The sequence below is a fragment of the Haloferax marinisediminis genome, assembly GCF_009674585.1.
GTDB lineage: Archaea > Halobacteriota > Halobacteria > Halobacteriales > Haloferacaceae > Haloferax > Haloferax marinisediminis.
Genome location: NZ_WKJP01000001.1, coordinates 935,257 through 948,973 on the forward strand (window position 1 = coordinate 935,257; position 13,717 = coordinate 948,973).

Annotated in this window: 12 protein-coding genes; 6 read left to right on the plus strand and 6 right to left on the minus strand. The window is 64.4% G+C overall.

Annotation, left to right across the window (positions count from 1 at the left end; translation table 11 throughout):
- Positions 1 to 8: 8 nt before the first annotated feature.
- A complete protein-coding gene (gene mutL, locus GJR98_RS04850; protein ID WP_151136005.1) occupies positions 9 to 1,661 on the minus strand; it encodes a DNA mismatch repair endonuclease MutL in 1,653 nt (550 codons plus the stop codon).
- Positions 1,658 to 4,402 carry a DNA mismatch repair protein MutS gene (mutS, locus tag GJR98_RS04855; RefSeq protein WP_151136007.1) on the minus strand — a complete coding sequence of 915 codons (2,745 nt, stop codon included), beginning with the start codon at positions 4,400 to 4,402 and terminating at the stop codon, positions 1,658 to 1,660. The genes mutL and mutS overlap by 4 nt, the downstream gene beginning before the upstream one ends.
- Before the next feature lie 213 nt (positions 4,403 to 4,615).
- Here mutS and GJR98_RS04860 point away from each other — a divergent pair, with 213 nt between their 5' ends.
- The 6 genes from GJR98_RS04860 (at position 4,616) to yciH (ending at position 11,636) form a co-directional block, all read left to right on the plus strand.
- Positions 4,616 to 5,572, plus strand: coding sequence for an AAA family ATPase (locus tag GJR98_RS04860; protein WP_151136009.1), 957 nt, complete (start codon positions 4,616 to 4,618; stop codon positions 5,570 to 5,572).
- Positions 5,569 to 6,678 (plus strand): DUF58 domain-containing protein, encoded by a 1,110-nt coding sequence (locus tag GJR98_RS04865; protein ID WP_151136011.1) that lies wholly within the window; start codon positions 5,569 to 5,571, stop codon positions 6,676 to 6,678. The genes GJR98_RS04860 and GJR98_RS04865 overlap by 4 nt, the downstream gene beginning before the upstream one ends.
- The gene (locus GJR98_RS04870; protein WP_151136013.1) at positions 6,675 to 8,930 is read left to right on the plus strand and encodes a transglutaminase TgpA family protein; all 2,256 of its coding nucleotides are present in this window, start codon (positions 6,675 to 6,677) and stop codon (positions 8,928 to 8,930) included. The genes GJR98_RS04865 and GJR98_RS04870 overlap by 4 nt, the downstream gene beginning before the upstream one ends.
- Before the next feature lie 40 nt (positions 8,931 to 8,970).
- A complete protein-coding gene (locus GJR98_RS04875; RefSeq protein WP_151136015.1) occupies positions 8,971 to 10,188 on the plus strand; it encodes a helix-turn-helix transcriptional regulator in 1,218 nt (405 codons plus the stop codon).
- Positions 10,189 to 10,335: 147 nt separating this feature from the next.
- The gene (locus GJR98_RS04880) at positions 10,336 to 11,211 is read left to right on the plus strand and encodes a hypothetical protein (protein ID WP_225316364.1); all 876 of its coding nucleotides are present in this window, start codon (positions 10,336 to 10,338) and stop codon (positions 11,209 to 11,211) included.
- Positions 11,212 to 11,342: 131 nt separating this feature from the next.
- A complete protein-coding gene (gene yciH, locus GJR98_RS04885) occupies positions 11,343 to 11,636 on the plus strand; it encodes a stress response translation initiation inhibitor YciH (protein WP_151136017.1) in 294 nt (97 codons plus the stop codon).
- Between the two features lie 72 nt (positions 11,637 to 11,708).
- Here the strand turns inward: yciH and GJR98_RS04890 are convergent, their stop codons facing one another.
- The 4 genes from GJR98_RS04890 to GJR98_RS04905 are packed head-to-tail and all read right to left on the minus strand — an operon-like array spanning position 11,709 to position 13,612.
- Positions 11,709 to 12,035 (minus strand): rhodanese-like domain-containing protein, encoded by a 327-nt coding sequence (locus tag GJR98_RS04890; protein ID WP_151136019.1) that lies wholly within the window; start codon positions 12,033 to 12,035, stop codon positions 11,709 to 11,711.
- 3 nt (positions 12,036 to 12,038) lie between these two features.
- On the minus strand, positions 12,039 to 12,602 hold the full coding sequence (locus tag GJR98_RS04895; RefSeq protein WP_151136021.1) for an NUDIX hydrolase: 564 nt from the start codon (positions 12,600 to 12,602) through the stop codon (positions 12,039 to 12,041).
- A complete protein-coding gene (locus GJR98_RS04900; RefSeq protein ID WP_151136023.1) occupies positions 12,602 to 13,150 on the minus strand; it encodes a DUF5809 family protein in 549 nt (182 codons plus the stop codon). Before GJR98_RS04900 ends, GJR98_RS04895 begins: the two co-directional genes overlap by 1 nt.
- Before the next feature lie 24 nt (positions 13,151 to 13,174).
- A complete protein-coding gene (locus tag GJR98_RS04905) occupies positions 13,175 to 13,612 on the minus strand; it encodes a DUF5810 domain-containing protein (RefSeq protein WP_151136025.1) in 438 nt (145 codons plus the stop codon).
- Positions 13,613 to 13,717: the final 105 nt, after the last annotated feature.

The window sequence follows — 13,717 nt, forward strand, 5'->3', positions numbered from 1 at the left end:
CGGTTTCGTCACCCACGCCTTCCACTCCGCCGCCCAAACCCGCGCACGAACGTCGATTCGTCGATAGCCAGCACTGTCGGCCGACCGTGTGGGCAGGTGTAGGGCGTCTCGCACGACCCGAGTCGTTCGACTAACCGAATTGCATCCTCGTCCGAAAGGTCGTCACCGGCTTTTATCGACGGGTGACACGCCAACTCTTTGAGCAACTCGTCTCTCGGGTCGCTCGCGTGGCCGGCGGCGACGTCTGCAACCACGTCGGCCAGCGCGTCAGGGGCGAACGGTCGGCCGAGTGGCGCGGGAACGGCTTCGACGCGATAGGTGTCGCCGCCGAACTCGGCGACACGGAATCCCAGCGACTCGATAACCTCGCGGTTCGCCTCCAGCAACGCCGCGTCGGTCGCAGTGAGCGACACGCTCTCCGGTGGGTCGATGGCGACGGAGTCGATGCCCGCCGATTCGACTGCCGCGCTGAGTCGCTCGTAGTTCACGCGTTCGTGGGCAGCGTGCTGGTCTACGACGAGTAACTCGTCGCCGGCCTCACAGAGCAGGTACAGACCACGGAACCGGCCGATAACGCGCACGTCGTCGAAGACCGAACTCGCTTCGACGGGTTCGAGCGACGTGTCGAGGTCCATCGCCAACTCGCCACTCCGCCGGAGGTCGGCCGTCGAGAGCGCGTCACGGACACTCGATTCGACTGCGTCGGCTACCGCGTCGGCGTCTCTGAACTCGACGGCGTCTTTCGCGGGGTGGACGTTGTGGTCGACCCATTCGGGTGGGACCGAGACACGGACGACCGCCACGGGTTCGCGGCCGTCGGGAAGAAGCGTCCCGTAGCCATCGACCACGGCCCGTCTGATTCGTGCGTCTGTCAGTGCCCGGCCATTCACCGAGACGTGAATATGGTCCCGCCGAGACCGGGTCACGTCTGGGTGACAGAGCACGCCGTCGATATCGGCGGCGGCCGTCTCGTCTGTGAGTGCGACCGTTCGCGTGCTCTCGAACGTCGAGGCGTGACTCGCGGCGTCGCGGCCGTACACCGCGAGCATCGCATCGCTGAACCTGTCGGTTCCGGGTGTCGTGAGCGTCTGATGGCCGTCGTGGCGGAGGACGAACCGCACGTCTGGCCGGGTGAGTGCGTAGCGAGTCACGACCGACGAGATGCGCGCGAACTCGGCTTTCGGGGAGGCGAGGGACTTCTTTCGAGCGGGGCGGTCGGCGAACAGGCCAGTAACCTCGACGGTCGTCCCCTGCCCACGACCCGCGGGGTGGACGGTCTTCTCGCCGTCGTCGACGACGACGCGCGTCCCTCGTGGTGTCCCGTCGTTGGTCGTCAGTTCGAGGCGGGCGACGGTGGCGATGCTCGGCAGCGCCTCACCGCGGAAGCCGAGCGTCTCGACGGTTTCGAGGTCGGTTGCGTCCCGTAGTTTGCTCGTCGTGTGCCGTTCTACGGCGAGGACAGCGTTCGATTCGGACATCCCGTGGCCGTCGTCCACGACACGAATTCGGTCGGTTCCGTCGCCGTCGACGTCGATTTCGACCGTCTGCGCACCGGCGTCGATCGCGTTCTCGACGAGTTCGACGACGACGCTCGCTGGCCGGGTGACGACCTCTCCGGCAGCGATTTTCGAGCGCGTCTCCCGGTCGAGATGGTGAATCATTCGAGTCTCCGCTTGAGGTCCGACAGGAGGTTCAGCGCCTCCAGTGGGGTCGTGTCCACGAGGTCTGCTTCACGGAGTTCGTCGGCAACGTCACGGGCGACGCGGTCTGCATCCGACTCAGGGGATACTGCGTCACCGTCCGTGTGGTGTCCGTTTTCGAGTCCGTCGACGTAGGCAGCGAGCGTCTCGTCTTGCGGGGACTGGGCGTGGTTTGTGGGTTGAGTCTGTTCTGTGGGTTTGGTGTGGTCCCTGTGTTGCCCCGGTTTCGTACTTGAACCTTCGTCTGCGACGGCGTCTGCTGCGTCGGCCTCGACGAGACGCCGGGCGCGTTCGACCACGGTCGCCGGGACGCCTGCAAGGTGTGCGACTTCGACGCCGTACGACGACGACGACGGTCCTTCGGCGACGCTGTGGAGGAACGTCACGTCGCCGTCAGTCTGCGTGGCGGTGAAGTGCAAGTTGAACACACCCTCGCGTTCGTCGGCCGTGTCGGTCAGGTCGTGGTAGTGAGTTGCGAAGAGCGTCATCGCGCCGACTTCGTCGTGGACGAATTCGGTGGCCGCGCGGGCGATAGCGAGGCCGTCGGTGGTGGAGGTTCCGCGCCCCACCTCGTCGAGGAGGACGAGCGAATCTTCGGTGGCGTTGTGGAGGATTTCGGTCAACTCGCTCATCTCGCGCATGAACGTCGATTGCCCACCGGCGATGTCGTCAGAGGCACCGACGCGGGTGAACACTCGGTCGACGACTGGCAGTCTGGCGGTGTCTGCGGGGACGAAACTCCCCATCTGCGCGAGGATACAGACGAGCGCGACCTGTCGCATGTACGTCGATTTCCCGGACATGTTCGGGCCGGTGATGAGCGCCACGCCACCCTGTGGAAGTGAGGTCGGATTCGGGACGAACTCGTCTTGTGCGCGTTCGACCACGGGGTGTCGGCCGGCGTCGATTTCGATGCCAGCATCGCCCGATGCGCCCGACACGGTGCCGTCGTGGAACTGCGGTCGGGCGTAGTCGTTGGCGACAGCGACGTCTGCGAGCGTCCGAAGCACGTCGAGGTCAGAGAGCGCGTCCGCGACTGCCTGAATGCGCTCCGATTCGGTCGCAACGTCGGCGCGAACCTCGCAAAACAGGTCGTATTCGAGGCTGTCCGCCCGGTCGGCCGCACGGAGAATCTCGTCTTCGCGTTCTTTCAACTCGGGCGTGTAGAAGCGTTCTGAGTTCTTCAGCGTCTGCCGGCGGACGTAGTCGTCGGGCACCCGGTCGAGGTTCGGGTTCGTCACTTCGATGTAGTAGCCGTGGACCTGATTGTAGCCGACTTCGAGTGAGTCGATGCCGGTTCGCTCCTGTTCGCGTGCTTCGAGATTCGACACCCACTCGCGGCCGTCTTCGGCGGTGCCGCGAACGTCGTCGAGTTCGTCGTCGTACCCCGGTGCGATGACGCCGCCTTCGGTAATCTCCTGTGGCGGGTCGTCGACGATGGCACGGTCGATGTGGTCGCGGACGTCTTCGAGTTCGTCCAGCGAATCACGGAGGTCGGAAAGGAGACCGGATTCGACACCGTCGAGTGTCGCACGAATCTCGGGCACGCGGTCGAGCGTCGTTTTCAACGAGCGCAGGTCGCGGGCGCTGGCGCGTTCACGAGCGATGCGAGCGACGAGTCGTTCGAGGTCGTAGACGGACGAGAGGTGGTCACGGAGGTCTGCCCGCGAGAGCGCGTCGTCGGCGAGCGTCTCGACCGCATCCAGTCGCGCTTCGATGGCGTTCTGGTCCACGAGTGGCCGTCGAAGCCACGATTCGAGTCGTCGTCGACCCAGCGCACACGCCGTCTCGTCGAGGACCGAAAAGAGCGTGCTCCCGGCGCGGGCGCTCCGCGAGTCGAACAGTTCGAGGCTTCGAATCGCCGTCGCGTCGAGTTGGAGGAACTCACGGGGGTCGAATCGGGTGACTCGAGTGACGTACTCCAGTTTCGAGTCGCCCTGTGCGTACTCGGCGTACGCGAGGAGCGCACCGACTGCCCGGAGTTCGACGGTGGATTCGACGACTGCCGCTGGACGAGGTGCGTAAGTCGACAGCGTCTCACGGGCCGTCTCAGTGTCGAATGCGTCTGGGTCGAACGGTGTCTCCATCGGGTCGAACGAGAGCGACGGGAGGTCACAGTCGGGGCCGACGACGAGTTCGGCCGGGGCGAGACGTTCGAGTTCTTCGAGTGCGAGCGCACGGTCTGCGCCGGTGACGAGACACTCGCCGGTGGAGACGTCGACGACGGCGAGTCCGTAGTCGTCGCCGTCGCGGGCGACGGCACCGAGGTAGGTCGCCCGCCCCGCTTCGAGGAGTTCTTCGTCGACGACGGTTCCGGGAGTAATGAGTTGCGTGACGGCACGGTCCACGAGTCCCGAGGCTTCGGAGGCATCTTCGACCTGGTCGGCGAGCGCGACGCGATAGCCGGCGTCGAGCAAGCGTTCGAGGTACCCCGCGGCGTTGTCGATGGGAATCCCTGCCATCGGCCACGTGCCGGTCGAATCTTCGCGTTTCGTGAGCGTCACCTCGCAGGTCCGCGCGACAGCTTCTGCGGCACCACAGAACGCCTCGTAGAAGTCGCCGACCTGAAACAACACGAGGGCGTCGTCGTGCGTCTCACAGAGGTCGGCGTACTGCGAGAGCATCGGCGTCAAGTCGTCTCGTACCGCCAGCATCTCTGGCGGTGCACCGTAGACCGCCTCACGCTGGGCGTCCGCGTTCATATCCGGTACGGGGTCGCCGAGCGACAAAAACGCCCGGGAACGTTCGTGCTGACGTGTCGATACTGTGGACGTCTGGTGGCACCAGTCGGTACCGTCGTCGCTGTGATTGTGGTGTGCACACACCCAGCAACGTTAGGTAGATTGAGACTATATTACAGGACAGAGACCCGTTCGGCCGCCGCGAGACGGTCGGCGGGAAATCCCGGGAAATCAATGACTGATGTACATGCAGACACCGACATCGACCGCGCGCACTCGGTCGAAGCGGTATCGGACCTCGCTACACGAATCTCTGAAAACGTCGAACAGGTCATCGTCGGCCACCACGACGCGATAGAGGACATCATCGTGACGCTGTTCGCCCGTGGCCACCTCCTCTTAGAAGACGTTCCTGGCGTCGGGAAGACGATGCTCGCACGGGCAATCGCCACCTCGATAGAGGGGTCGTTCGAGCGGATTCAGTTCACGCCCGACCTCCTCCCGTCGGACGTGACGGGGGTGAACGTGTTCAATCAACAGACCTCCGAGTTCGAGTTTCGGAAGGGGCCGGTGTTCGGGAACGTCGTCTTGGGTGACGAAATCAACCGCGCACCGCCGAAGACGCAGGCCGCCCTCCTCGAAGTCATGGAAGAACTGCAGGTGACCTCCGACGGGATTACACGACCGGTTCCCGACCCCTTCACTGTCATCGCGACGCAGAACGACGTGGAACCGGACCGAACCTACGACCTCCCACTGGCCGAACTCGACCGCTTCATGAAGAAGATTCATCTGGGCTATCCGAACGAATCCGAAGAGACGGAACTCCTCGGCCGAGTCTCCGGACACCACCCAATCGAGTCACTCGAACCGGTCGCCACGTCTGCCGACGTTCGTGACGCTCGTGAGACGATTCTCAGTGTGACGGTGAGCGAACCGGTTCGACGGTACGTCTCACGACTCGCTGCCGACACCAGAGAACGGGCACACCTCGGCGTGAGTCCCCGTGGGTCGATTGCCCTCATCCGTGCTGCACAGGCCCGCGCCGCACTCGATTCCCGCGACTACGTCGTTCCCGACGACGTGCAACGCGAGATTCGGAGCGTCTGGGCACACCGTATCCGTACGACGAGCGGCGAAAGCGGACTCGACGTGGTCGAACGGGCCCTCGAGTACGTTCCGGTCGAATGAAACTCACTGTTCGGGGATGGGTTGCGGTCGCTGCTGTCGTCGTCGGTGTCGCCAACGCAGTCGCATTCGGGCCACGGGCGCTCAACGCCGTCGTCGTCCCCATCGCGGTGGCCCTCGTCGTCGGTGCCGTCCAAGTCTGGCGCGTCTCACCTCCACGAGTCGTTCGCGACCCGCCAGAGGACGGATTCCCGGGTGAGACAGCTACTGTCTCGCTCACCATCGACAGCGAGCGAACCTTCCCTGCAACCACGACAGACACACTCTCAGATGGGCTCGGCGGCGACTCGTCGGTCGAGTCCGTCGTCGGCGACGGTACCATCTCCTACGACGTGAGGTATCGTGCTCGCGGTCCGGCGAGAGTTGGCCCGGCGACCATCGTCGCACACGACTTACTCGGGCTCTTTTCGCGGACGTTCACTGCTGGAGGGGTCTCCGAGGTGCTCGTCTTCCCGCGAACCGGGTCGCTCACCACGTCGGCACGGCGTGACCTGTCGGCCCTCTCGGACCGCCAGACGATGACCCACCGTGGAGAGTTCGACCGGTTGCGCGAGTACGAATCGGGTGACCCACTTCGAGATATCCACTGGAAGTCGAGTGCGAAGTCAGGTGACCTCGTGGTGAAGACGTACATCAACCGCACCAACCCTGACGCAGTATCCGTCTCGGCCGGGGGCGTCGAGGGGCGCGAAGACGACGTGGCCGAGGCCGCAGCGACGATTGCGTGTTCCCTCCTCGACGCCGGTGTTCCGGTCCATCTCACGTCACCACTCGGTGTCACCGATGCAGTTCCGGGAGAACGACGCCACATCCTCGCGCACCTCTCGCGACTCGAATCCGGGTCGGTCCCCGACTCGGACGCCGAAGTGGTCGTTCGCGGTGACGCTGGCCAGACGTACGTAACCTTCGGCGGACGCGAGACGACGTTCGACCAACTTCGTGCGCGCTCGGGTGGAGAAACAGACGGCCTCTTGGACGGGAACCAAGCGGTCGACGGACAGGACACCGCTGGCAGGTTCGCCACCGGAACTATCCTCGGCAGACAGCGAACTGATGGTCAGCGCTCTGATGGCCAGCGCACTGATGGCCAGCGCGGGGTGGGTCGATGAGTACCGAATCCACGAAGCGCCGGTCAACCGCGACGACGGCCGAGACGACCGAATACACTGTCGCCGGCGTTCCAGCGAACCTGCTCGCGATGGTCGCGACGCTCGTGGTCGTGGGGTCGTTCCTCCTCGTCATCTACGACGTGACCAACGTGGTTGGTCGACGCGACCAGTTCTTGCTCGTCGCTGGCAGCGCACTCGCACTCGCGACGGTCGTTGGGGTGACGCTCCGACCACGCGTCGCACTCGTACTCACCATCGTCCTCCTCGGCGGCGGATTCGCGGCCTACTTCCTCTCGCTCCCGACGAGTCAACTCGCGTTACTCTCGCCCGAGCGGCTCCTCGCCGACTCGATTGCACTGCTCAGCGGGCTTTCCGCCCTTCGACTGCTCTCGGCAGACGTGTGGGCGCTCGCCGTGACGCCCGCACCGACGTTCCTCGCGTGGTATCTCGCGGTTCGAGGCCGAATCGCGCCCGCCGTCGCAATCGCCGGTGCCGGCCTCGGCCTGTTCGTCCTGACGGGTGACGCCGACGGACCACTCACACTCGTCGCTGTCGGCGCGGGGATGGCCGCAGTTGGCTTCGACAGCATCGACCGGTTCGGCCGTGATGGCGGCCAACTGGACGTACTCACCGTCATCCTCGCTGCGATGATCGTTCTCTCGGCGACTGTCACGGTGCTCCCCGGAGCGGGTGGGTCACCCGTCATCCCGAGCAGTGGTGTGGCCGAGCAACCGACCGTCGAGGCCAGTCTCGTGAGCGCGACCGACAGCATCTCCGTCGTCGGGAGTATCAGTCTCTCACCCGAGGTCCGCTTCGAAATCGAGAGTACGTCACCGTCGTACTGGCAGACTGCGTCGTTCGACAGATACACTGGGTCCGGATGGGTTCGAACCGGCGACTCCAGACTGTACGCTGGTGGTCGATTAGCCGACCCAGAAGGACCGTCACGTCTCGTCCGCCAGACGGTGACCCCAGCGACGCCACTCGACGCCATGCCCAGTGCGTGGCGTCCTGTCGCCATCAGCGGTAACATCTCGTCCGAGACGTTCGTCACCCAACAGGGGAACATCCGTCCCGCGCGAACCATCGGCACCGACGAGAACTTCACCGTGACGAGTGCCGTCCCGCAGTACACGCCAGCATCGCTCCGGCGGACAGGCACCGACTACCCCGACGACGTGCGGGAACGCTACCTCGCGCTCCCCGACAGCACCTCCGACCGCGTTCGTGAGCGGGCGGCCGAGATTACGGCCGGTGCAGAGACGCCGTACGACAAGGCCGTCGCCATCGAGGAGTGGCTGGAAGCCAACAAGGAGTACTCGTTGCAGGTGTCGCGTCCGGAGGGTGACATCGCCGAATCGTTCCTGTTCGACATGGAAGCAGGCTACTGTACCTACTACGCGTCGACGATGGTCGTCCTCCTCCGGTCCGAAGGCGTCCCGGCACGCTTCGTCACTGGCTACACGACGGGTGAGCGCGTCGGCGACGACCGATACGTCGTTCGCGGCCTCGACTCCCACGCGTGGGTCGAAGTGTACTTCGAGGACACTGGCTGGATTCGGTTCGACCCGACGCCTACGGGTCCCCGGCAGGAAGCAGAGTCCGCCTCCCTGAACGATGCTCGCGAAGGTGGTCTCGAAGGTGTCGACACCAACGAGACGGCGGCCGCAGTGAACGGCTCCGAAGAAGTGACGCCCACCCCGACCGAGACGGCGAATCAGACGGAGACGGCGACGAACACGACGCCAGACAGTGGCACCGCGCCGAGCATCGAAGAGCGAATCGGCGGCACGCCGGCTGCAGGAAACGAGTCTGTCGCTGTTGACGATGGCGACGGAGTGATACCGACGTTACCGCCGCGTGAGACACTCTTCGTCGGTCTCGCGGCACTCGTCGGCATCGTCGCGGGGGTCCGCCGGACACAGATACCGACACAAATCCGGTGGGCGACAGTCGCGCTCTACCAGCGCCGGACCGACTCTCCGACGGCCGACGTGTTCCGCGCGTACGACCGCCTCGAACTCGTCCTCGAACGCGAGTATCGGCCACGCAGGCCGGGAGAGACGGTGCGCCACTACCTCGACGCGCTGTCTCGCGTTGGCGTCGACGAACGAACCCGAGCGGTCGCCGACATCTACGAGCGCGCCCGGTACGGTCACGGTGTCACTCGGGCCGACGCCGACGAGGCGATTGCGGTGGCCGACCGTGCGGTCAGGTCGCGTCTGCCGGTCGTCAGACGCTGGGCAGACTGAATCGCGTTACTTTTTCACTGTGCGCTCACAGGGGTGAGCAATGGCGACGAGAGACGCCGTCCCCGCACTACTGTGCACCCTGCTGTGTGTGCTCGCCGTGGTGACACCTGTCACGGCGGCACCCGATGGGTCTGCCGCCGGTCCCGGCATCGACCCACTCGTTCAGCAAGGTGTCGAACCGGATAGCACGCGTATTGTCGTCGACGTCGAGTCCGACGGGTCTGCCCAGTGGGAGATTCAGTACTGGACTCGCTTAGACGACCAGAACACCACCGAGGCCTTCCAATCACTCCAAGACGACGTCGAGGCCAACCCGGACGACTACACGTCTTCGTTCGGAAACAGAATCGACGACACCGTCTCTGCGGCCGAAAACTCGACCGGCCGCGAGATGACGGCGACGAACGTCTCGGTCTCCGCCGAGACGCGGTCACTCCCCGACAGTTTCGGCGTCGTCACCTACTCGTTTGAGTGGTCGAACTTTGCCGCTGTCGACGGTGACCAACTCGTCATCGGCGACGCCATCGAGGGATTCTTCCTCGACTCGAACTCGCGACTCATCCTGTCGTGGCCGGCCGAGTACGGGCCGGTGACGGTCGCACCCAACGCAGACGAGACGCGCGAGAACACCGTCATCTGGCGCGGGTCGGAGACGGAGTTCGTCTCGGGCGAACCTCGAGTGGTCGTCGAACCGGGTGCCGGGTCCGCTGGAACAGGCACCAACACTCCGACTGACGAAGCAGCGGGTCCCGCAGTCGACGACCCGTTCCCCACGACGACTGCCCTCGGGGCACTCGCTGTCGTTGGAGTGCTCGTGGTCGGTGGTGCGTTCTTCCTCCGGTCGCGCGGTGTGCTCGGTGCGGAAGACGACAGTTCGAACAGCTCCGTCGACTCGGCCGTCGCCGCCAGCGACGAGACGGGACAGGCCGACACTGCAACCGAAGCGGCGACCGCTGCCGAGGCTAGCACGGACGAGACTCCAGAACCTGCCGACACGGACGAAGACGCTGCTGACGATACGGCCGAAGACGTGCCACCCGAACTCCTCAGTAACGAAGAACGCGTCCTCCGCCTCATCGAGTCGCGCGGTGGTCGAATCAAGCAACAAGAGGTCGCTGGCGCACTCGACTGGACCGACGCGAAGACGAGTAAGGTCGTTCGTGGCATGCGCGACGAGGGGACGATAGAAGGCTTCCGTCTCGGTCGTGAAAACGTCCTTCGTCTCCCAGAAGACGACGAGGAGCCAGAAGGGGTATAAATACCTTACGACCGTTTATCCGGTTCAATGACTCATAATCGACAGACTGCGGCGCCTTCTTCTGAAGTTGCGAACTCCGGTTGAACCGAGTTAATTGACGCGGACGACCGCCCGTTTATATCCGGAACAAGGTCCTACAGAGACGTAATGAGCCGACGAATCGCCGTGCTCGCCGTCGCCGCCACCGTCCTCCTGGCGACGCTTGGTGCACCGCTCGCTCTCGCCTCTCCAGCTAGTCCGGTCGCACCGGCGTTCGCCAGCGACAGTGGGGCGGAGTCAGCAGACGGGAGCAACGCTGCGAACCAGAGTACAGCAGCCAACGAAACACCGCCCGGCCAGAAACTCGCTGGCGTCATCGGTGTTCAGGCCTCCGAGACTGATGGTGAACTCGAACGCCGAACGTTCGAGACGCGACTCGCCAAGGCCAACTCGAACGCCTCGAAGGCGGCAGTCGTCGCCGGACAGGTCGAGACCATCAGTGAGCGCCTGACCGACCTCGAACAGCGCAAGGACCGACTCGACGCCGCCTACGAAAACGGCACGCTCTCTGAGAACCAGTACCGCGTCCAGATGACGCGCGTGGTCGCCGACATCGAGCGGACGAAATCCATGCTGAACCGGACGGCAGACGCCGCGACCACCCTCCCCGCTCCAGCCCTCGAAGCGCGCGGTGTCGACACCGCCCAACTCGATTCGCTCCGCCAGTCTGCGGCCGACCTCACGGGTCCGGAAGTGGCTGCACTCGCTCGTGACGTCGCAGGCGAGAACCCCGGGAAAGGGCTCGAAAAGGCCAAAGAAGAACGAAACAAGGACGACGACAAGTCTGACGACAACCGGAAGGGCGGCGACTCCGACACGTCCGCAGGGACCGCCTCGGGAAACAGTAGTGAGAAGCGTTCTGATAACGCCGGGTCATCCAGTGACCGGGGCAACCCTGACACGCCCACTGCTGACGAGCGAGGGAACGGCGGGACCGACGAGACGTCCCAAGTGATGATAGGCCGCTGGTCGATCGTCGGCTAATTCGCCCGACTCGTGACGTGACGACGACCGACGAGACATTTTCTGATACCGCACAGTCGCTCGATTAGGGGGGTCCATGCTATGGGCTCCCGATACTGTTTAATATCCCCATCTTGTACGTCCACACTGTAATGTCGGAAGTCTGCTCGACGTGCGGGCTGCCTCAGGAGCTTTGCGTCTGCGAGGACGTTGCAAAGGAGTCTCAGGAGATAGTCATCCGCATCGACGAGCGCCGCTACGGAAAAGAGGTTACAGTCATCGAGGGATTCGACCCGAAGGACGTCGACATGGACAGCCTGTCGTCGGACCTAAAGTCGAAATTCGCCTGTGGTGGGACCGTGGAACAAGATTCCATCGAACTCCAGGGCAACCACCGCGGCCGCGTGGAGGACTTCCTCCGCGACAAGGGGTTCAACGTCGCGTGACCGCCCTCTGACGTAGCCCGGCGTCGAGTACTTTTGGAGAACGTCGTTCTGTGAGCCGCGGCACTCGGTGTCTTACTCGTCGGGACCGTGTTCGAGCGTCCCCGTCCACGCTTCGAGGCCACCGGCCATGCTCTCGATTCGTGCATCTTTCGTTCCTTCGTACGCCGAGAGCAGTCGCACCGCCTGAATACTCGCTTCGCCGTGTGGGCAGACGGTGACGATGTGTGTCGCACCAGTGATGCGCCCGAGGTGTGAGACGAGGTCGTCTAACGGGACGTTGATGCTGCCGGGGATGTGCCCGTCGGTGAAGTCTGCCGGCGTGCTCACGTCTACGACGAGCGGTGGGTCGTCGTCTTCGAGGAGTGATTCGACCTCGCTGGGTTCGATTTCACTGACCATCGACTACAACACTCCTTCCTTGCGAGCGAGGAGGAGCCCCTCGACCGTGGCGTCGTTCGTCGGCGGTTCGACGGCCCGGTCGATGGCTTCCTCGACCGGAACTGCGTGCACCGAGAGGAACTCGTTGTCGTCCAAGTCGCGTTCGACCGGGGTGAGGTCCTCGGCGAAGACGAACCCACGGCGGTGTCGAAGTACGCCCGTCGAACACCAGACGTCGCCGATGAGTGACGCAGACCCCGCGGCGAAGCCAGTCTCTTCTCGGAGTTCCCGCACGGCGGCGTCGGTGAGCGACTCACCTTTCTCGACGACACCAGCGGGGAGTTCGAGTTGCGTCTGGCGGATGTTCGGGCGGTACTGTTCGACGAACACGACGTGGTCGTCTGCGACGGCGACGATGACGACTGCCGTCGCCAGTTCGGCCCAGTAGTAGCGCTTCGTGGTGCCGTTGGGTTGCTCGACGAGGTCGTACCCGCCGGTGAACCATCCGGTGTCGTACTCGGTCTTCGATTCGAGGACTGGCCACTCGGGGTCCGGAAGTCGCTCGTGTCGGCGCCCGTCGTCAGTCATCAGTTCGTCTCCTCGGATTCGCTGTCCGTGTCGGCGCCATCTGCTTCACTGTCTGTGTCGGCGCCGTCTGCTTCACTGTCGGTGTCGGCGCCATCTGTGTCGCTTCCGCGCGTGACGTCTCCATCGTCGTTCAGAATCGTGTCGCGGTAGACGCGGCCGAAGGCGTTGCGACGGAGTGTGCTGATTGCGGCGTCCCGTTCGTTCTGGAAGGTCGTGGCGATGACCGTCTCGGCGAACGGAATCGGGTGCCACGCGACGCGCTCGACGTCGGGGTTGCCCAGTTCGACGACCTCGAACTCGTCGTGGTCGGCACACCACTCGTCGAACTCGGCGCGAGAGCCGACGGTCACTGTCAACGATTCGGCGAACAGCGCGTTTCGGACCGTCTCGACGACGTCACCCGTCACGCGTTCGCGGTACTCTTCGCGGTCGAACTCCATCGCCTTGGCTGTCTCCCTGACGACGACTTGCGCCGTCGGCCCGACCCGGTCGAAGGCGTCTGCGGCCGCCTCGCGCGTCTCAGGAGAAATCGTCCCGTGGGTTTCCATCGCCCATCGATTTGGCCCCCGGACTTACGACTCTTTCTCGTCGGTGTCGTCGTCGGCCGACTGTTCGCCCTCGTCGTCCCGGGTGTCGTCCTCGTCGTCGGCCTGTTCGTCGGCTGTTTCGTACATCTCGCGCGTCAGGTCTTTGGCCTCTTCGAGAATACGTGCCGCGTCACCCGACAGCGACTGGCCCGCCCCGTGACCGCCGAACTGCTGTTGGTCGTGGTCGTGGTGGTGGGTGCGGTCGACCGTGTCTTCGAACACCTCGTCGAACTCGTGTTCGTCAGCGAGGTCGGCGACGACTGGCCCGAGTCTCTCGGCGTTCATCGACGCCCACTCGGGTGCGTGTTCGTCCAGCCACGTCTCGTGGTCGTCACTGTGGACGATTGCTTGGAGTGCCAGATGGTTCGCGAGATGTGTCTCGTCTCGTTGTGGCGCGTCGCAGACCGGACAGGCGTATCCCATACCCTCCGGTAGCGTGTGAGTGTACCAAAATGCGTCGCAGTTCGACGAAGGGGAATGAAGTGGCCGAGGGTTCGCGTGATGGTGGTGGGGGGAGGCGAACTGCCG

Bases quoted from the DNA above. Each gene is read 5' to 3' on its own strand.
- GJR98_RS04905 (WP_151136025.1), bottom strand. From the start codon at position 13,612: ATGGGATACGCCTGTCCGGTCTGCGACGCGCCACAACGAGACGAGACA.
- GJR98_RS04900 (WP_151136023.1), bottom strand. From the start codon at position 13,150: ATGGAAACCCACGGGACGATTTCTCCTGAGACGCGCGAGGCGGCCGCA.
- GJR98_RS04890 (WP_151136019.1), bottom strand. From the start codon at position 12,035: ATGGTCAGTGAAATCGAACCCAGCGAGGTCGAATCACTCCTCGAAGAC.
- GJR98_RS04860 (WP_151136009.1), top strand. From the start codon at position 4,616: ATGACTGATGTACATGCAGACACCGACATCGACCGCGCGCACTCGGTC.
- GJR98_RS04865 (WP_151136011.1), top strand. From the start codon at position 5,569: ATGAAACTCACTGTTCGGGGATGGGTTGCGGTCGCTGCTGTCGTCGTC.
- GJR98_RS04870 (WP_151136013.1), top strand. From the start codon at position 6,675: ATGAGTACCGAATCCACGAAGCGCCGGTCAACCGCGACGACGGCCGAG.
- mutL (WP_151136005.1), bottom strand. From the start codon at position 1,661: ATGATTCACCATCTCGACCGGGAGACGCGCTCGAAAATCGCTGCCGGA.
- GJR98_RS04880 (WP_225316364.1), top strand. From the start codon at position 10,336: ATGAGCCGACGAATCGCCGTGCTCGCCGTCGCCGCCACCGTCCTCCTG.
- mutS (WP_151136007.1), bottom strand. From the start codon at position 4,402: ATGAACGCGGACGCCCAGCGTGAGGCGGTCTACGGTGCACCGCCAGAG.
- GJR98_RS04895 (WP_151136021.1), bottom strand. From the start codon at position 12,602: ATGACTGACGACGGGCGCCGACACGAGCGACTTCCGGACCCCGAGTGG.
- GJR98_RS04875 (WP_151136015.1), top strand. From the start codon at position 8,971: ATGGCGACGAGAGACGCCGTCCCCGCACTACTGTGCACCCTGCTGTGT.
- yciH (WP_151136017.1), top strand. From the start codon at position 11,343: ATGTCGGAAGTCTGCTCGACGTGCGGGCTGCCTCAGGAGCTTTGCGTC.